Genomic DNA, 17,896 nt, shown 5'->3' with positions numbered 1-17,896 from the left:
TTACTTTCCTTCTCCGAGTTCGATCGGCGCACCGACTAGCGAGCCGTACTCGACCCAGCTTCCGTCGTAGTTCTTGACGTTCTTCTTGCCGAGCAGCTCGGTCAGCACGAACCAGGTGTGGCTCGAGCGCTCGCCGATGCGGCAGTACGCGATGGTCTCGCGGCTGTCGTCGAATCCCTTGTCCGCGTAGAGAGCGGTGAGCTCTTCGTCGGACTTGAAGGTGCCGTCTTCGTTCGCGGTGGTCGACCACGGGATGTTGATGGCGCCGGGGACGTGGCCGCGCTGCTGTGCCTGCTCCTGCGGGAGGTGCGCCGGCGCGAGGATCTTGCCGGAGAACTCGTCAGGGCTGCGCACGTCGACCAGGTTCTTGGTGCCGATGGCGTCGATGACCTCGTCGCGGAACGCGCGGATGCTCAGGTCGGGCGAGGAGGCCTTGTACTCGGTGGCCGGGCGGGTGACCGCATCCGAGGACAGCGGACGGCCGTCGAGCTCCCACTTCTTGCGGCCGCCGTCGATCAGCTTGACGTCGTTGTGGCCGTACAGCTTGAAGTACCAGTAGGCGTAGGCCGCGAACCAGTTGTTGTTGCCGCCGTACAGGATCACGGTGTCGTCGTTGGCGACGCCACGCTCGGACAGCAGCTTCGAGAAGCGATCGGCGTCGACGAAGTCGCGGCGGATTCCGTCCTGCAGGTCCTGCTTCCAGTCGAGCTTGATCGCGCCGGGGATGTGGCCGCCGTCGTAGGCCGAGGTGTCCTCGTCGACCTCGATGAAGACGGTCTTGTCGGCGTTGAGGTTCTGCTCAGCCCATTCGGCGCTGACCAGGACGTCGGAACGTGCCATGTCTGGTTCCTTTCGGATGGATATCTGGTGGTGAATGGATCTGTGTGGCGAAACAGCGGCGAGGCGCGGACAGACGCCCGCGGGCTCTGATCTGTGATGAACGAGGAGGCGTGTGGAGAGAGGACTCAGGCCTCGGTGAAGACGCACCCCGTCGTCATCGGCGGTGCGCATGATGCGACTGCGTGGCAGCGCATGTAGGGCACACCGTCAGCGGTGCGTGCGACAGCAACAATCGGCGACACGACAGAAGTCGATCGCCCGGCGGCGTGTGAGCAAGTACTCACGGCGCTGTTGCATGCCCACGAGGGTACAACAGTGCCGATCGGAGTCCGAACCCCCGGGTGGATTGCGCTCTGACCAGCGCAGAAAGGCCGCGTCCAGAGCGGTGTGTGCGCTGCGTACGGCGGTGTCAGAACCGGCCCGGCCGGAGGCCGGCGGGGCCGGAGTCGGCGACGACCTGCACGTCGCCGCCGAAGCTCTCCGCGCGTTGGGCCACGAGTCCCCAGGCCATCGGGAGCGGGGGGAGCACCATGCTGAAACGGTCGAGTACAGCCGCGCGCATCTCCTCGGGGACGTCGGCGTCCACGTGTCGTTCGGGTCCGGTGTAGAAGTCGGTGGCCCGGATCTCCAGTGCGCCGTCGGTGACCGACAGGTCGACCGCGACGCTGACCCGAACCTTCGGCCCGGTGAACGAGGACGCCGACGGGGGATCATCGGCGGCGAGCCCGGCGTCCGGCGGCAGGGCGACCGTGCCGGTGAAAACGACACCCTCCGAACGGGAGACGACGCCGTCCTGGGGACCACCGCCCCCGGCCTTGCCGTCTGGGGCGGGCGTGCTCACCGTCAGATCGGTGATCCGCAGATAACGCGCGAGGGTGACCGCGTCGAGGCGGGTGTAGGCCGAGATCGACGATGTGTGCAGAACATCACTCCCGGTGAAATCCCCTCGTTCCGGGCCCTGGAAACGGCCGAGTGTGGCGCCGAGTTCGCCTCGGCAGATGCCGCGGGCGGGTTCGCAACCGGGTAGTTCGACACCGCGAGCGGCGATCGTCGCCCCGGAGTAGTCACCCTTCGACGCCTGGGTGAGGAACGGGAACCCGGCGAGTGTCACCTCGGGATCGAATGGGACGCGCGGTGATTCGGCGAGGGCACGGGCGAGTCGGTGCTCGCTGCGAATGGCCGCGCCGACGTCGACGAGCAGCACCGATCCGGCGGCGACGACCGCCACGGTGACCGCGATGACGAGGACTTTCCGGATGCCCGGCATGCTCGGACGACCATCCTCTCCGGCGTGTCCACCGATCGCCCCGACTCGACTTGTTAACAGCGAAGTGCGCGGATGGCGCTATTCTGTCACCTATCTCGCACACGTTGGTAAGCCAGAGTAAACAATCTGCGGTGGCGTGTGCGGAGGCGTTCACAGCGTGGTGGGCGGATTGGATGGTCTGGGACGGGGACGAACGAGATCGGAGTGCTAGGTGGATCTCTTGTTGTTGACGGCCGATCCCAATCCGGAGTCGGTCCTGCCGTCGCTGTCGCTGCTCGCTCACAACGTGCGTGTCGCCCCGACGGAGGTTTCCTCACTCATGGAGGCGGGCAACGCGGACGTGGCCCTGGTCGACGCACGCGCGGATCTGGCGGCGGCACGAGGACTGTGCCGGCTGCTGGGTAGCACCGGCTCCTCGGTGCCGGTGGCGGCCGTGCTGACCGAGGGCGGATTGGTCGCGGTCAATGCGGACTGGGGCATCGACGAATTCCTGCTCCCGGGCACGGGACCGGCGGAACTCGACGCGCGGTTGCGCCTGCTGGTGGTGCGCACCCGCGGAGTGGCCGCCGAGGAGACGTCGGGGAAGGTCACGCTCGGGGAGCTGGTCATCGACGAGGGGACGTATACCGCGCGACTGCGTGGACGTCCCCTCGATCTGACTTACAAGGAATTCGAACTCCTGAAGTACCTGGCGCAGAACGCAGGTCGTGTGTTCACGCGCGCTCAGCTGCTGCAGGAGGTGTGGGGGTACGACTTCTTCGGCGGTACGCGCACGGTCGACGTGCACGTGCGCCGTCTGCGCGCCAAGCTCGGCAGCGAACACGAATCGCTGATCGGCACGGTCCGCAACGTCGGATACAAGGCGGTGCGGCCCACGCGCGGTCGGGCGGCCCAGGCCGAGGTCGAGGAAGTGCCGGAAGACGTTGCCCCGGAAGTTGATCCGGGCGAGTTCGACGACACCCTCCACGGTCCGGATACCTTCGACGAGGAGTTCAGTGCCAGCGCCGGAAACTGACCGAATGCAGGTACGACGAGGTGCCGCCCCCGCGGAGGTCGTCGCCGAGGCACGTCGCATGGTGCGTGCGGCGACCTCTGCCGACGGCGTCGCTCCGCTCTCGGACGAGGCGGTCAAAGCGATTGACACCGACGCGGATTCGCCGGTCATCCACGTGTGGTCCACAGGTGCCTACGCCAACGTCGTGCCCGGTCGGGACGGCGAGCCGTCGATGATCGAGGCGGTCGTCGACCCCGAGCGGCGGCGCGAGGGACTGGGACGCTCGCTGCTCGACGCCGCTTTCGCCGCGGCGAAGCAGGAAGGGCTCCCGGCCCGGGTGTGGGCGCACGGCGATCTGCCCGGTGCAGTCGCGCTCGCATCGGCGATGGGACTGCAGAAGCGGCGCGAACTCCTGCAACTACGGCGCCCGGTCGGTGAGGGACACGAGCTCCCCGAACTCGTCGTCGATCCGGGTCTCACACTCCGGACCTATGCCGGGTCGGACGACGATGCAGAGATCCTGCGCGTCAACAACGCCGCCTTCGACTGGCATCCCGAACAGGGCGGCTGGGAGCTCGATCAGATCGCCGAGCGGGTCGCGGCCGACTGGTTCGATCCCGAAGGTCTGTTCCTCGCCTTCGACGCCGAGGATCCGGCACGGCTCCTGGGTTTCCACTGGACCAAACAGCACGATGCCGATCTCGGCGAGGTGTACATCGTCGGTGTCGATCCGCAGGCGCAGGGGCGCGGGCTCGGGAAGCTGCTGACGCTTGCCGGACTCCACCACCTCGCACGGCGCGGTGTCGCCGAGATCAACCTCTACGTGGAAGGCGACAACACGGCGGCCTTGCGCACGTATGAACGCCTGGGCTTCACCAGGTATGCCGTCGATGTCGCCTACGGGTGAAGCCCGCGGCTGAGCGCGGTCCGCATCGCCCCGACGATGTCGCCGATGTGTGGCTCCCGCCAAGTAAGGACACCTGCGTTGCGTAGATCACTTCCATCCGGTCCCGGAGGTCGCGGCACGCCATTCGCACCTGACCGCCTCGGGTGGTTCACCTTCCGTTCACCTTCTGTCGGGGATTCGGCAACCCGGCGCGCCTAGCTTTCCTTTTCGGACACTCCGGACACCCGGGCCTCGGGACGGAGCACGATACGGAAAGGCAACACCTGCGGTGAGAATCAAGCGGAACGGCGCTCTGGCGGCGGTGTCGGCGATCGCGGCATTGACCCTGGTGACGGCGTGTGGTGGGGGAGACACTCAGACGGTGAGTGGCGAGGGTTCCACCGCCCAGCAGAAGGCCATGGAGCACTTCAGTCAGATCCTCTCGGACGACAGCGACATCGTCCTCGACTACACCGGCAGCGGCTCCGGTGACGGCATCAAGAAGTTCATCGCCGGCGACGTCGACTTCGCGGGTTCGGACTCGGCCCTGAAGGGCGACGAGATCACCAAGGCCAAGGATCGCTGCAACGGCAACGACGCCTGGCATCTGCCGATGGTCGTCGGACCGGTTGCGGTCGCCTACAACCTCGAGGGCGTCGACGACCTCAAGCTCAATCCCGCCGTCATCGCCAAGATCTTCAACGGCAAGATCACCAAGTGGAACGATCCGGCGATCGCCGCACTCAACCCGGGCGCGCAGCTGCCGGGCGGCGACATCGTCCCGGTCTACCGCTCCGACAGCTCGGGCACGACCGACAACTTCCAGCGGTTCCTGCAGAACTCGGCGACCAACGACTGGCCGTATGAGCACAGCAAGGAATTCGCTCCCAAGAACGTCGGTTCGGGCGCGTCGAAGTCGACCGGTGTCGGTGACACGGTCAAGAAGACCCCCGGCTCGATCAGCTACGTGGAGTGGGGCTTCGCGACCGAGAACAAGCTCGGTGTCGCCGACATCGACTTCGGAGCGGGTCCGGTCGAGCTGAACGCGGAGAGTGCCGGCAAGGCCCTCGACGCGCTGGAGTTCAAGAACCCGGCCAGCAAGGACCTCGTCGTCGACACCGACGCGCTGTTCGCGTCGAAGACCCCGGGTGCCTACCCGCTGTTGCTGACGCCGTACAGCATCGTCTGTTCGGCCGGTTACTCCGACGAGGCCACCAGTGCCACCCTGAAGGATGCGTTCACGAAGATCCTCGGCGACGGCCAGACCGGTCTCGCGGAGATCGGCTACGTGCCGGTGCCGCAGAACTTCAAGGCCAAGCTGCAGGGCAGCATCGACGCGCTTGCCGGCAGCGGCAACGCCTGACGTGACACAACGGAACAGTGCATGCGGGGCCGCCAGGAATTGCGGCCCCGCATGTGCGGTTGACACACTGACACGACTCTTCGTGTGTCGCACGGACTGTGAGCAGTGGACCGGGAAGTGGCCCCAATGACCAGAGCGGAAGCACAAGAGGGACGCATGACGTCGCTGAGCAAAGAAAGTGGTGCGATCCCGCCGGATTCGGATGGGACGAGCCTTCCCGAGTCGTCGCCCGACGGCGCCACACCCAGCAACCTGCACTCCGGGGCGCGTCACCGTGTGGCCGACCAGGTGTTCCGCAACCTGGCGGTCGGTTCGGGCTTCGTCGTCTCGCTCGTCATCGGGCTCATCGCGCTATTCCTCCTGGCGCAGGCCATCCCGTCGCTGGCCAAGAACGAGGAGAACTTCTTCACCTACACCGGTGACTGGATCACCAGCGGCAACCAACTCGCGTTCGGCATCCCACAGCTGTTCTACGCGACGGTCGTCGTCTCCGTCATCGCCCTGCTCATCGCGATGCCGGTCGCGCTCGGGATCTCGATCTTCCTCACCGAGTACGCCCCCAAGCGCCTCGTCGGACCGATCACGTACACCGTCGACCTGCTCGCCGCGGTGCCCTCGATCGTGTACGGCTTGTGGGGCATCCTCGTCCTCGGCCCCGCGCTGGTGCCGGTGAACGAGTGGCTCGTCGGCCACCTCGGTTTCCTGCCGTTCTTCCAGCAGCCCACCCAGGTCGCGAACATGTCCACCGGTGGCACGCTGCTCACCGCGGGCATCGTGCTCGCGGTCATGATCCTGCCGATCATCACCGCGGTCACCCGTGAGGTCTTCATGCAGACGCCCAAGGGGCACCGTGAGGCCGCTCTCGCCCTGGGCGCGACGAAGTTCGAGGTCGTCAAGCTGGCGGTGCTGCCCTTCGGCTTCTCCGGCTACATCTCCGGTTCGATGCTCGGCCTCGGTCGCGCGCTCGGAGAGACGATGGCGCTGCTGCTGATCATCTCCACCGCCGGCCCGATGAACTTCAACCTCATGGAGAGCGGCGAGACCTTCGCGACCAAGATCGCCAACAACGCCGCCGAGTTCGACTCACCGGGCAAGACCGGCGCCTACATCTCCGCCGGACTCACCCTCTTCGTCCTGACCTTCATCGTCAACGCCGCGGCCCGTGCGGTCGTCGCCGGAAAGAAGTGACCATGACCGTCACAACGCCCTCACGATCGGCCGACCCGGTCAAGAAGCCGACCGGCTTCGCCCCGCTCGCGAAGCGTCGGCGCCTGACCGATCACATCGTCCGGACCTCGGTCATCGCCGCACTCCTCATCGCCTTGGTCCCGCTCGTGTGGCTGGTCGCCACGCTGGTCATCCGCGGCATCGAACCACTGCTCGACATCGACTGGTGGACCCTGCCCGAGCGCAAGGGCGGCGCGGCTAACGCCATCGTCGGAACGCTGATGCAGACCGCACTGGCCGCCGTGATCTCGATCCCGCTCGGCATCTTCGTGGCCATCTACCTCGTCGAGTACGCCACCAAGAAGTCGCTGCTCGCCCGGGTCACCACCTTCATGGTCGACATCCTCTCCGGAGTTCCGTCGATCGTCGCGGCCCTGTTCGTCTATGCGGTGTGGCGCACCAGCCTCGGACTGCCCCGCTCGGGGTTCGTGGTGGCCATCGCGCTGGTGCTGCTCATGGTGCCGCTCGTGGTCCGTGCCACCGAGGAGATGCTCAAGATCGTCCCGCAGGATCTGCGCGAGGCGTCGTATGCGCTGGGTATCCCGAAGTGGAAGACCATCGTGAAGATCGTGCTGCCGACGGCCCTCTCGGGCATCGTGACCGGCGTGATGCTGGCCATCGCCCGCGTGATGGGGGAATCGGCGCCCGTGCTCATCCTCGTCGGCTCGACGCGCGCGATGAACTGGAATCCCTTCGAGGGCAACCAGGAATCACTGCCGCTGATGATGGTTCAGCAGTACAACAACGGGCCAGGTGTCTTCGACAAGGTCTGGGGGGCGGCCCTGTGCCTGGTCATCCTCGTGGCCATCGTCTACGTCGGGGCCAAGGTCGTCTCGAAGATCTTCGCACCCAAGACATCCTGAGTCTCGGCGACTCTGAGACCACCCCCGGCCCGGTGAACGGGTCGACACTGAGAAACGGACAACGTCATGGCAAAGCGCCTCGACATCAAAGACCTGAACATCTACTACGGCGACTTCCATGCGGTGAAGGACGTGACCCTCGAGGTGCCGCCGCGCTGCATCACCGCCTTCATCGGCCCGTCGGGCTGCGGCAAGTCGACGGTCCTGCGCACCCTGAACCGGATGCACGAGGTCACCCCCGGCGCCTACGCCGAGGGCAGCGTGCTGCTCGACGGCGAGGACATCTACGGCCGCAACGTCGATCCGGTGAGCGTGCGCGCCACGATCGGCATGGTGTTCCAGCGACCCAACCCGTTCCCGACGATGTCCATTCGCGACAACGTCGTCGCCGGCCTGCGCCTCCAGGGCGTGCGCAACAGGGCCGAGCTCGACGAGGTCGCCGAGCGCAGTCTGCGCGGCGCGAACCTCTGGGAAGAGGTCAAAGACCGTCTCGACAAGCCCGGCGGCGGGCTCTCCGGCGGCCAGCAGCAGCGGCTCTGTATCGCGCGGGCCATCGCGGTCTCCCCGGACGTGCTGCTGATGGACGAGCCGTGCTCGGCGCTCGACCCGATCTCGACGCTGGCCATCGAGGATCTGATGGGTGAGCTCAAGAAGGAGTACACGATCGTCATCGTGACCCACAACATGCAGCAGGCCGCCCGCGTCAGCGACCAGACCGCATTCTTCAATCTCGAGGGTGTCGGTCAGCCCGGACAGCTGGTCGAGATCAGCGACACCGAGACGATGTTCTCGAATCCGACGAAGAAGGAGACCGAGGACTACATCTCGGGGCGCTTCGGCTGACGCAGCGCCAACCTTCCGAACAGGGCTCTTCCCGTTGACGGGAGGGGCCCTGTTTGTTTGCTGCTCACATGTTGATCAGGAGAATGACCAGCAGAGCGGTGAGCGATGCGATGACGCCGAGATAGGTGAATATCTGCCGTCGGTGGGCGGCTGCCGCGGCTGCCTCGTCGGTCATCGCATTGAAATCGGGTTCGATCGGCTGATTCTGGCCCATGTCCGCCACCATAACGGGGACATGTGCAGCTGTGAAATCGTTCCCGGGCGCAAAGCGCGCCAGATGTTCCTGACATGAAGAGAGGCCGAGTTCAGTTCATCCAACTGAATCCTCGGCCTCTCGAAATGTGTGCCCTCGCTCCCCGAGAAGGGTGAGCGAGGAAGATCACCCGATGTTCTGGAACTGTTCGGGGGTCTTGCCGGTGGCGGTGAACACCACCCGGCGACCGATCAGCACGGCATGATCTGCGAAGCGTTCGTAGTAGCGACCGAGCAGGGTCACATCCACCGCCGCGGCGACGCCGTGCTGCCATTCGCGGTCCATCAGGACGGTGAACAGGTGGCGGTGGAGATCGTCCATCGCGTCGTCGTCCTCCTGCAAGCGCAGCGCGGCCTGCGGGTCGTGGGTCACCAAGACCTCATGCGCATTCTTGGCAAGGGTCACCGCGAGCCGGCCCATCTCCGCGAAGTAGCCGTTGACCTCCTCAGGGAGGGCCTTTGCCGGGTGGCGACGACGGGCGACCTTGGCCACGTGGAGGGCGAGGGCACCCATCCGGTCGGCGTCGGCGACGATCTGGAAACCACTGACGACTCCGCGGAGGTCGCCGGCGACCGGGGCCTGGAGAGCGAGGAGAGCGAAGGACTGTTCCTCGGCGCGGGCCGACAACTGTGCCATCCGTTCGCTGTCGCCGATGACCTCTTCGGCAACGGCGAGGTCGGCCTGCAGGAGCGCCTGGGTGGCACGCGACATCGCGGTACCCGCGAGTTCACACATTTCACCCAGGACGTTGGTCAGCTCCTCGAGTTGCTCTTGGTAGGCAGTACGCATGTACCCAGGGTACGTCGGGGAACGGTCTTCTTCGCTCACGGGCGATGAACGCAGCGTGAACGACCGGCGCGGTGACGTCGTCGTCGTCTCATCCGGACGATCGTGCTAGGTACAGGTCGTGTCGCCCGCGTTGGTGACGGCGAGATCGTTGGGCAGATCACCGGTGTTCTCGGCCGGCGCGAGCTGCTCGACGTTCACCGTGGCCCCGGCGTCGGGCACCGATCCCAGCTCGCCGGTGAAGTCGGACCCGAGGATGAGTTCGACCCCCGATTTGACCGTCCGGTCGAGCTGGATCTCGGCGCCGGGGAACATGGCGGCCAGCGTGGCGGCCGCGTTCTGCTGTCCGGTGCCGTACCGCACGACGGTGTCGTCCCGGCTCTCCGAGGCGTCGGCCACACCGCGGACGTCGAAGCCGTACGGCTTCAACTGGTCGGACACCTCGGCGGCGAGACCGGTGGTGCTGGTCCCGTTGAGCACGCGGATACCGATGTTGCCGGGATTCTGCGCGGTGGCGTTGATCCGTCCGGGGGTCTCCGTCGAGTTCCTCGAACTCGGAGCTCGCGAGGGCGCCTTGGACGTCGGCTTCTTCTTCTCGACCTTCTCGCCGGGCAACGGCAGGTCGTCGATGATCGCGTTGAAGATCGCATCGACGTCGTCGGTGCGTGGGATCTCATTGTTGGAACCGTCGGTGGTCGTGCCGGAGGTGGGGATGGTCAGGAACGAGACGCGACCGGCCTCGATGCCCTGCATCGACTCGGCGAGGTTGATCAGCGACTGGGTGTCGACGCCGTCGACGTAGCTGTACTTGATGAACGTGTTGACGATGCTGTTGAGCTTGTTGGGGTTCGCCAGCACGTTGCCCGACAGCGTCGAACGCAGCAACGACGACATGAACAGCTGCTGACGCTTGATGCGACCGTAGTCGCCGTTGCCCTCGGAGGCGATGTTGCGGGCGCGGACATAGTTGAGGGCCCTGCGCCCGGTGAGCTTCTGTTTGCCGGGTTTGCGGAGGATGTTGCCGAGCTCGTAGTCGTAGAGTGGCACCGTCGAGCACACCTCGACACCACCGATCGTCCGTACGACCTGCTCGAAGCCGTAGAAGTCCATGCCGATGAAGTGGTTGATGTTGAGGCCGCTCATCTGGGTCAGCACCCGGACGAGGCACTGCGGGCCGCCGTAGAAGTAGACGCTGTTCAGCTTCACGCCGCTCTGTGCCGGCATCTCCGCGCCGTACTTGCCGGTCTCGTTGTCCCACGAGTTGCATGCGGGCTGGTCCACCTGGAGGTCGCGTGGGAAGGACACCGCGACGACGCGTTCACGGTTGGCCGGGACGTTGACCAGGATGACGGTGTCGGAACGGGCGCCCTCGGCATCGGCGGTGGTGCCCGCACCCACCTTCGCGTTCTTGCCGCCACGCGTGTCGGTGCCGACGATCAGGTAGGTCTCGTCGCCGTTTTGGGCGTCCTTGTTGCGGATGTTCTTGTCTTCGGCGTCGACGGCGGTGACATTGCGCCAGTTGCCGTTCCACGACTGCAGGTAGTTCCAGACGAAACCGGTGCCGACCAGGGCGGTCACACATGCGATGGCCACCAGGATGCGTCCGGTGGCGGTGGTCTTTCGGACGAGTGCACCGCGACGGTCGCCGCCGCGCCCCGGGTGGTGGCGGGGCGCCTGGCGGAGTTGGAGTGGACCGGTCAGGTCGGGGGTTCGTTCGAGCGGTTCGCGAGGGGTCGGCGGTTCGTCCGGCGTGGTCGCGGCCGGGGGTACCAGCGCGTCCTGGGCACGCGACTCCTCGAAGGCGCGCTGGGCGGTGGCGCGGTCCGACAGGTCGGGTGCGGGCTCGCCGGGTTTGTCACCGATCGTGGGGATCTTCTGGGTGACGTCGTTGTCGAAGCGGTGGATCTCGGTGGGACGATCGTCGGCCGCGGGCTGGCTCTGGTCGCTCCGTCCGAGCGGAGGACGAGGGGGCCGGACCTGATCGGGCTGCGCCGGGTTGAAGCGGCGGGACCGGCTGCGGGTCGTCGGCGGGATGTTCGCGTAAGGGCCGGGCGGGGGTGCCTGGTCGGGCGCACCGGCGCGGGAGCGTCCGCGGCGGGGGGAGTCGGCCGGGGGCGTCCGGGGTTCCTCCGCGTTCATCTGCTCCATGAGCTCGCGGACGGTCAGTCGGGTCCGCCCGCGGACGAAGCGATCACTGGAACGCGGCTCGCGGAGACTCGGGTGCGCTCCCGGCGGCGAGGCGTCCCGAGCGCCGGGGTCCACCGGCGGACGGCGGTCGTTGGCATCGTCGGGACGCCCGGCACGACGGCCACGACGAGACCGGTTGGCCTCGTCTCCCGCCTCCGGTTCGTCCGGTCCCGATGTCCGACTCAATGCACGTTCCTCTACCCCGTAGGTCTCGAATGCGCATGACCGCGCGTCGGGGCTGATCGACGCGGCACGCACGCACGCAGGGCCCCGGGTGGCCGGGACCTTCGCGCCATATTACTGATCGCACCTGAGAATCGAACTCAGCCGGACCGTCGTTGTGACGGTTTTCGCAGAACGTGTCAGCCGCCGGAGTGCATGATCTCCGCACCGGCGGGCACGACGTCCTCGTCGGGATCGTCGAGCCAGCCGTCGGGCAGGGCGACCTTCGCCGGCGAACCCTGGCGGCCGCGCGGGCCATGACCGTCACTCGGGAACGGTGCGTCGGCAGGCAGTTCGGACAGCAGTTCGCGCAGCTCGTCGACGCTGCCGACGAGCGCCATCCGCCGACGGATCTCCGAGCCGGCCGGGAATCCCCGCAGGTACCACGCCACATGTTTGCGGATCTCGCGGCAGCCCTTCATCTCGCCGTGGTGGTCGACGAGGAGCTGGCAGTGCCGGACCATGATCTCGGCGACCTCGCCCAGGTTCGGGGGACTGGGTGCCTCGAATCCGTTGAGTTCGGCGGCGAGTTCGGCGAACAACCAGGGGCGTCCGAGGCAGCCGCGGCCGACGACGACTCCGTCACACCCGGTCCGGTTCATCATCGCCACCGCGTCCGCTGGTTCGAAGATGTCGCCGTTGCCCAGCACCGGCACCGAGGTGACGTGCTCCTTGAGGCGGGCGATCTCATCCCAGTCGGCTTCGCCGGAATAGCGCTGCGACGCGGTCCGGGCGTGCAGGGCGACCGCGGCGGCACCCTCCTCGGCGGCGATGCGCCCCGCGTCGAGATGCGTGCGGTGGTCGTCGTCGATGCCGATGCGGAACTTGACCGTGACCGGGATGTCGGTGCCCTCGGTCGCACGGACGGCGGCCGCGACGATCTTGCGGAACAGCGTCCGCTTGTAGGGGATGGCCGAGCCACCGCCCTTGCGCGTCACCTTGGGTACCGGGCAGCCGAAGTTCATGTCGATGTGATCGGCGAGGTTCTCGTCGACGATCATCTTCGCCGCCTGGTACGTGTACTCCGGGTCAACGGTGTACAGCTGCATCGATCGCGGACTCTCGTCGGGTCCGAAGGTCGTCATGTGCATCGTGACCGGATGACGTTCGACGAGGGCGCGGGCGGTCACCATCTCGCAGACGTACAGACCGGAGACGGTCCCGGTGCGGGCGAGCTCGAGTTCGCGGCACAGCGTGCGGAATGCGACGTTGGTGACACCCGCCATCGGCGCGAGGACGACGGGGCTCGCCAGCTCGATGGAGCCGATGCGGAGCTTGGCCGGGGACGCAGAACCGGCGCCTTCGGAGGTCGAAGGCGCCGGGCTGCTGGAGAGGGTCGTGCTCAGGATGCCCGCTGCTCCCGCTTCTTGGCCTCGCGGGCGAGCGAACGGTCGCGCATCTCCTCGAAGCGGATGGTGTCCTTCTCGAGCTGCTCGAGGAAGGCGGCGAGCTCCTCACGGGTCTTCTCGCCCTCGGCGGTGAAGTCGTCGCGCTCGAAGACGTTCCACTTGCGCAGAACCGGCATGACGACCTCTTCGAGGTGCTGGCGAAGGTCGTAGATGCCGTGCTTGGCCATCAGGACGCCGTGGCGGCGGAAGTTCGGCATTCCGGCGCCGGGCATCTGGAAGTTGGTCACGATGTCGGTGACCGCGCGCAGCGTCTGGTCGGGGGAGATGTCGAAGCCCGCACCGCAGATGTTGCGGTAGAAGATCATGTGCAGGTTCTCGTCGGCCGCGATGCGCTGCAGCATCTTGTCCGCGATCGGGTCCTTGCAGGCCTTGCCGGTGTTGCGGTGGCTGACGCGGGTCGCGAGTTCCTGGAAGGTCACGTATGCGACCGAGTGCAGCAGGCCGAGTTCGTCGGCGTGCTCCTCGAGTTCGTCGACGCGACCGGCGGTCGCCAGCATCGGGTCGTAGCCGTTCGTCATGTGGATCATCCGCGCCTCTTCGAGGGCGACCGGATCGACACCGCGGGTGACGACGAGGTAGTCGCGCATGACGATGCCGTGGCGGTTCTCCTCGGCGGTCCAGCGACCGACCCAGTGGCCCCAGGCGGAGTCCATCGAGAAGTTGTCGGCGATGACGCGGTGGTACGATGGGAGGTTGTCCTCGGTCAGCAGGTTGGTGATCATCGCGGCCTTGGCGACCTCGTCGAGCTGCGACTGCTCGGGGTCGTAGTCGACGCCGCCGAGCGCCGCGAAGTTGCGACCCTCGTCCCACGGGACATAGTCGTGCGGGTTCCAGTCCTTGGCGGTCTTGAGGTGACGGTTGACGTTCTCCTCGGCAACCGGGGCGAGTTCCTTGAGAAGCTCGAGTTGCGTCAGCTCGCGTGCCATATAGATGTCCTCCGAAGGGTGTCCGCGTATGTCGTACGTGTGTCGTCTTTTCTTGCCTCGCGACGGTGCCGCGAGTGGGATAGCGGCGTCGTCGTGGGCGGGTCACGCCCACCCGGGCGGACCTTGGGTGGTCTCGGACGCGCGACTGCGCAGCCCTCCTCCACTGGTCAAAGCCCTAGCCTACGGCACTTGCGATCGGGTCCCAAGTCCGTCTGTGACACTGTCGTGTCCGTATGGTGCCGACGTTACGACCGTGCACGGTGGTGTCGGTCACGGTTGTCCTGGGCGATCGGTTCGGTCGCCTCGTCGCAGGTCGGCGGGGATTTTTCCCGGCGTCAGCCCTTCTTGTGGGACCGGGCGAAGAAGGCGCCGCTGGTCTCCATCCACGTGGCGGCGGGCTCATCGAGATTGCCGTGTTCGCGGGCTTTCTCACACCACCGCATCGCTGCCCGGCCGAACTCCATCGGGTTGTAGACATCCTCCTCGCGGCTCCACAGACCGTCGCCCGCATAGGTGAGGATGGTGATGTTCGTGGCGGTGATGAGGCTCTGGTCCCCCGGATCGCGCATCGGGTTGTCGACCTCGCAGATCACCCGACCGGTCGGGGCGTCGACCACGTGCCACAGCGACGGGAAGCCCGTCATGTGACTTCCGGGGAAGGCGGTCATCGTGCGCCAGGCCCAGGCGCGGATCTCCTCGCGGCCGCGCAGCGTCCCCAGCGCGTGCTCGACGAAGTCGGCGTCCTCGGTGAACATGTCGGCGTAGCGGTCCCAGTCACCGCTGACCGCGACCTCGGCGACCGTGCGCTGGAATTCGGCGAACGCCTCGTCGAGTTCGGTCGCGCTGAAGGCCCCGCCCGGGGCGTCGGGAAGTTTCTCGGTGGATTCCATCGACGCCGATCGTAGGGTTCGGACGGTGTACCCGGCCGGGGTTTGGTGACACTCGGTAGCATTCGGTGCCTATGCATCCGCCCGAAGCCGCGGGTGCACGGGGTATCGGTGAGGACGTCATGTACCAGGTAGGGGACCTGATCGCGGGGTACCGCGTCCTTGACGTGCTCGGACGCGGTGGCATGGGCGACGTCTACAAGGCGGCCCACCCGCGGCTGCCGCGGTCGGATGCACTCAAGGTCCTGCGGTCGGGACACGCCACCGATCCGGTGTTCCGCGCCCGGTTCGAGCGGGAGGCGGACATCGTCGCGCCGCTACACCACCCCAATGTCGTCACCGTCTACGACCGGGGGGTCTTCGAGGGTCAGCTCTGGATCGCGATGGAGTACGTGCCCGGTGTCGACGTCGCGCGGATGCTCGCGGCCGACGCGCCCCTCGACCCTCGGCTGGCGTGCACGATCGTCCGCGGCGTGGCCGCCGGGCTCGACGCCGCGCACCGTCGCGGGATCATGCACCGCGACATCAAACCGGCGAACATCCTCGTCACCCCGGGTCTCGGCGGCGACCGTCCCGGAAACACCGGCTCCCTCACACCCGAGGCCGTCAAGGTCACCGACTTCGGCATCGCGCAGGTGCTCGACGAGGTGACGAACCTGACCGGGACCGGCATCACGATCGGGACGATGCATTACGCGTCGCCCGAGCAGATCGAGGGCCGACGCGTCGACCCCCGTAGCGACATCTATTCGCTCGGCGCCACCGCCTTCGAACTCCTCACCGGCGCACCGCCTTTCGATGCGACGTCGCTGCACGGCCTGATGACCGCGCACATGTACCACGAGCCGCCGCCGGCGAGCAGTCGCAATGGGGCGCTCCCGGCCGCGGTCGACGCGGTCCTCGCTCGGGCGATGGCCAAGAACCCAGACGACAGGTACCCGACCGCCGGCGAGTTCGCCGACGCCCTGCACGATGCCTTCGACACCCGTCAGACCCTCGTCGGGCCGCGTATGCAGCCGGATCCCCATGCGTCTCCGGGTTCTTCGGGGTCGGCTCCGGGCATGCCTGCCGCCGGAGATCCGACTTCATCTGCGGCGTACCGTGATCGGGCGACCGATCCGACCGCCCGGGAGCGGCTGGGGCCGCCGATGGTCTCGACCGAGACCCTGCACGGATGGGAGCCCACACATGCCGCGGAACCGGCCCGGCCCGTCCGGCGTGGAGGTGGCGCCACGGTCGTCGCGATCGGGGCGGCGGTCGCGCTGATCGCCGGAATCCTCGGCGCCGGTGCCGGATTCGTGAGCACCTCGGCGGGGACACTGGAGACCCCGAACGCACCCGACGCCGAGGTGACGACGACCGCCGTCGAACTGTCCTGGGGTCACGTCGACGACGCGACCGACTACGTCGTCACCCAGAACCACGAGGTCATCTACTCCGGTCCCGATACGAAATTCACCGCACCGCGCCCGATTCCGGGTACGTACACCTACCAGGTCGCTGCGCAGGACGAGGACGGCCGGACCTCGGAGTTCTCCCGCAACTCAGAGGCTGTCGACGTCTTCATGACCTGGGGCGAACTTCAACCCATCGCCGACCTCTACCACGACCTCGTGCCGGCATCTCCGTTGAGCACCAACGGTTTCGACGGCATGCGGTGCTGGGGCGAGGACGGCGACCTCGCGTTCGAGTCCTCCAAGCGCACCGTGTGGTGCACCCGTTACCGCGACGACGAGGCGAAGAATGCGGACTACCAGGTGATCGTCGACGTGTACGACACACCCGAGGAGGCGCGGGCGGCGGCGGACGTGACCGCCTACAATCTGCGCGGCACCGGTTACACAACGGCGCAGGGTTTCACGGGGACGCTGTACCTCTCGGACAAGCAGCGTGATCAGGGGCAGGCCATCCTCGCCCATGACACCGGCGACCGCGCCAAGTCGGTCGTGTGGGTCGTGGTGCCCGGCAAACCGGCTGCCGCTGCGGCCGATCTGCTGAAGAGGCTGCCGATCTGATGGCACAACCTGTGACCACCCCACCCGCGGGCCCGCCCACCACCCCGCCGAACTCACCGACCGTGCGGCCGTGGACGATCGCGGCGATCGTCGTCGCCGCGGTGCTGCTCGCCGTCGGCTCCTTCTTCTCGGTACGTGCGCTCACCAGCGTCGACGTGCCGGATGCACCGACCGGCCTGAAACTCGACGCCGGAACCGGACGCCTCGTCGCGACCTGGGATGCGGTGCCGGGTGCGACGGGCTATCAGCTCGTCCGCGACGACGGGATAGTCGTGTACCGCGGTACGGAGACCGAGGTCGTCGACGCCTCGGTGCCCGCAGGCGAACACACCTACCGGGTGGCCGCGCTGGACGGCGACACCGTCTCGCCGCCGAGCCCGTCGCAGTCCGTACGCACTGGCGCGACCTGGGGGGTCTTCGCGCCGCTCGTGGCGCAGTTCCCCGAGCTCCTCCCACAGACCCCGGACACCGCCGCGAGATGGGGCAACGCCGAGTGCGTCCGTAGGTACGCCGGCGGCCGCGACGAGGTCGGCCCGTCGGAGACCGGAAACGGCAAGGTGCGCACCGTGTTCGTGGTGCGATGCGCCGCGGGGGCGGTCGACCGCCCGTTCGGCGTGTTCTGGTTCGCCTCCAAGGACGCCCTCAACGCCGAGTACTCCCGCTCGTCGGCGACCTCGCGGCCGGTGCGGTGGAAGCACGGCACCGGCCTCATCGACGAGAACGGTCGCGGCGTCTTCAAGATCACCGACGACCCGGCTCGGGAACTGGCGATGATCGTGGTGCTGGAGACCCCGGCCCAGAACGTCCTCCAGATGGTCGATTCGATGCCGATCTGAGTCCTGTCCGGGCGGTGGAGGACAACCTGGTCGATCGACTGGGACGAACACGCTTCCGGAGTCTCCGGCGTGCGGCATGATGGCGTGGGGGC

General features: G+C 67.1%; 16 protein-coding genes. 8 read left to right on the top strand and 8 right to left on the bottom strand.

All coding sequences use genetic code 11. From position 1 onward, the window contains the following. Both BPODLACK_RS10240 and BPODLACK_RS10235 read right to left on the bottom strand, forming a co-directional pair. On the bottom strand, positions 1–840 hold the full coding sequence (locus tag BPODLACK_RS10240) for a sulfurtransferase (protein ID WP_096274631.1): 840 nt from the start codon (positions 838–840) through the stop codon (positions 1–3). 409 nt (positions 841–1,249) lie between these two features. Further along, positions 1,250–2,107, bottom strand: coding sequence for an LmeA family phospholipid-binding protein (locus BPODLACK_RS10235; protein ID WP_096274630.1), 858 nt, complete (start codon positions 2,105–2,107; stop codon positions 1,250–1,252). A 211-nt stretch (positions 2,108–2,318) separates the two neighbouring features. On the opposite strand from BPODLACK_RS10235, the gene BPODLACK_RS10230 reads away from it, so the two are divergent. From BPODLACK_RS10230 to pstB, 6 genes are all read left to right on the top strand, one after another. Beyond that, on the top strand, positions 2,319–3,122 hold the full coding sequence (locus BPODLACK_RS10230; protein WP_024499783.1) for a winged helix-turn-helix domain-containing protein: 804 nt from the start codon (positions 2,319–2,321) through the stop codon (positions 3,120–3,122). Positions 3,123–3,126: 4 nt separating this feature from the next. After that, positions 3,127–4,008 (top strand): mycothiol synthase, encoded by an 882-nt coding sequence (gene mshD, locus BPODLACK_RS10225; RefSeq protein ID WP_006436972.1) that lies wholly within the window; start codon positions 3,127–3,129, stop codon positions 4,006–4,008. 268 nt (positions 4,009–4,276) lie between these two features. Beyond that, entirely contained in the window at positions 4,277–5,350 is a 1,074-nt protein-coding gene (pstS, locus tag BPODLACK_RS10220; protein ID WP_096274629.1) for a phosphate ABC transporter substrate-binding protein PstS, read from the top strand. Between the two features lie 156 nt (positions 5,351–5,506). Beyond that, positions 5,507–6,538, top strand: coding sequence for a phosphate ABC transporter permease subunit PstC (gene pstC, locus BPODLACK_RS10215; RefSeq protein ID WP_096274628.1), 1,032 nt, complete (start codon positions 5,507–5,509; stop codon positions 6,536–6,538). Between the two features lie 2 nt (positions 6,539–6,540). Further along, positions 6,541–7,440, top strand: coding sequence for a phosphate ABC transporter permease PstA (gene pstA / locus BPODLACK_RS10210; protein ID WP_096274627.1), 900 nt, complete (start codon positions 6,541–6,543; stop codon positions 7,438–7,440). A gap of 66 nt (positions 7,441–7,506) precedes the next feature. Then, positions 7,507–8,283: a phosphate ABC transporter ATP-binding protein PstB gene (gene pstB, locus BPODLACK_RS10205; protein ID WP_096274626.1), complete on the top strand. Its 777-nt coding sequence runs from the start codon at positions 7,507–7,509 to the stop codon at positions 8,281–8,283. A 64-nt stretch (positions 8,284–8,347) separates the two neighbouring features. Here pstB and BPODLACK_RS23305 read toward each other — a convergent pair whose 3' ends face one another. The 6 genes from BPODLACK_RS23305 to BPODLACK_RS10180 all read right to left on the bottom strand — a co-directional run bounded on the left by BPODLACK_RS23305 (position 8,348) and on the right by BPODLACK_RS10180 (position 14,956). Then, on the bottom strand, positions 8,348–8,497 hold the full coding sequence (locus tag BPODLACK_RS23305; RefSeq protein WP_191834514.1) for a hypothetical protein: 150 nt from the start codon (positions 8,495–8,497) through the stop codon (positions 8,348–8,350). Positions 8,498–8,662: 165 nt separating this feature from the next. Further along, positions 8,663–9,325 carry a phosphate signaling complex protein PhoU gene (gene phoU / locus BPODLACK_RS10200; protein WP_096274625.1) on the bottom strand — a complete coding sequence of 221 codons (663 nt, stop codon included), beginning with the start codon at positions 9,323–9,325 and terminating at the stop codon, positions 8,663–8,665. Between the two features lie 105 nt (positions 9,326–9,430). Next, positions 9,431–11,695, bottom strand: coding sequence for an LCP family protein (locus BPODLACK_RS10195; protein ID WP_096274624.1), 2,265 nt, complete (start codon positions 11,693–11,695; stop codon positions 9,431–9,433). Positions 11,696–11,871: 176 nt separating this feature from the next. Further along, positions 11,872–12,999: a tRNA dihydrouridine synthase DusB gene (dusB, locus tag BPODLACK_RS10190; RefSeq protein ID WP_255219194.1), complete on the bottom strand. Its 1,128-nt coding sequence runs from the start codon at positions 12,997–12,999 to the stop codon at positions 11,872–11,874. Between the two features lie 74 nt (positions 13,000–13,073). After that, positions 13,074–14,066 (bottom strand): acyl-ACP desaturase, encoded by a 993-nt coding sequence (locus BPODLACK_RS10185; RefSeq protein ID WP_006436963.1) that lies wholly within the window; start codon positions 14,064–14,066, stop codon positions 13,074–13,076. A 335-nt stretch (positions 14,067–14,401) separates the two neighbouring features. After that, on the bottom strand, positions 14,402–14,956 hold the full coding sequence (locus BPODLACK_RS10180; RefSeq protein WP_006436962.1) for a nuclear transport factor 2 family protein: 555 nt from the start codon (positions 14,954–14,956) through the stop codon (positions 14,402–14,404). Between the two features lie 119 nt (positions 14,957–15,075). On the opposite strand from BPODLACK_RS10180, the gene BPODLACK_RS10175 reads away from it, so the two are divergent. Both BPODLACK_RS10175 and BPODLACK_RS10170 read left to right on the top strand, forming a co-directional pair. Next, positions 15,076–16,968, top strand: a complete 1,893-nt coding sequence (locus BPODLACK_RS10175) for a serine/threonine-protein kinase (RefSeq protein WP_096275013.1) — start codon at positions 15,076–15,078, stop codon at positions 16,966–16,968. Next, a complete protein-coding gene (locus BPODLACK_RS10170) occupies positions 16,968–17,804 on the top strand; it encodes a fibronectin type III domain-containing protein (RefSeq protein WP_096274622.1) in 837 nt (278 codons plus the stop codon). Before BPODLACK_RS10175 ends, BPODLACK_RS10170 begins: the two co-directional genes overlap by 1 nt. Positions 17,805–17,896: the final 92 nt, after the last annotated feature.

This window comes from Gordonia sp. YY1 (assembly GCF_009872315.1).
Lineage (GTDB): Bacteria > Actinomycetota > Actinomycetes > Mycobacteriales > Mycobacteriaceae > Gordonia > Gordonia amicalis.
Note: the sequence above shows the minus strand (reverse complement) of the source record. Positions and strands in the feature narration are given on the sequence as shown.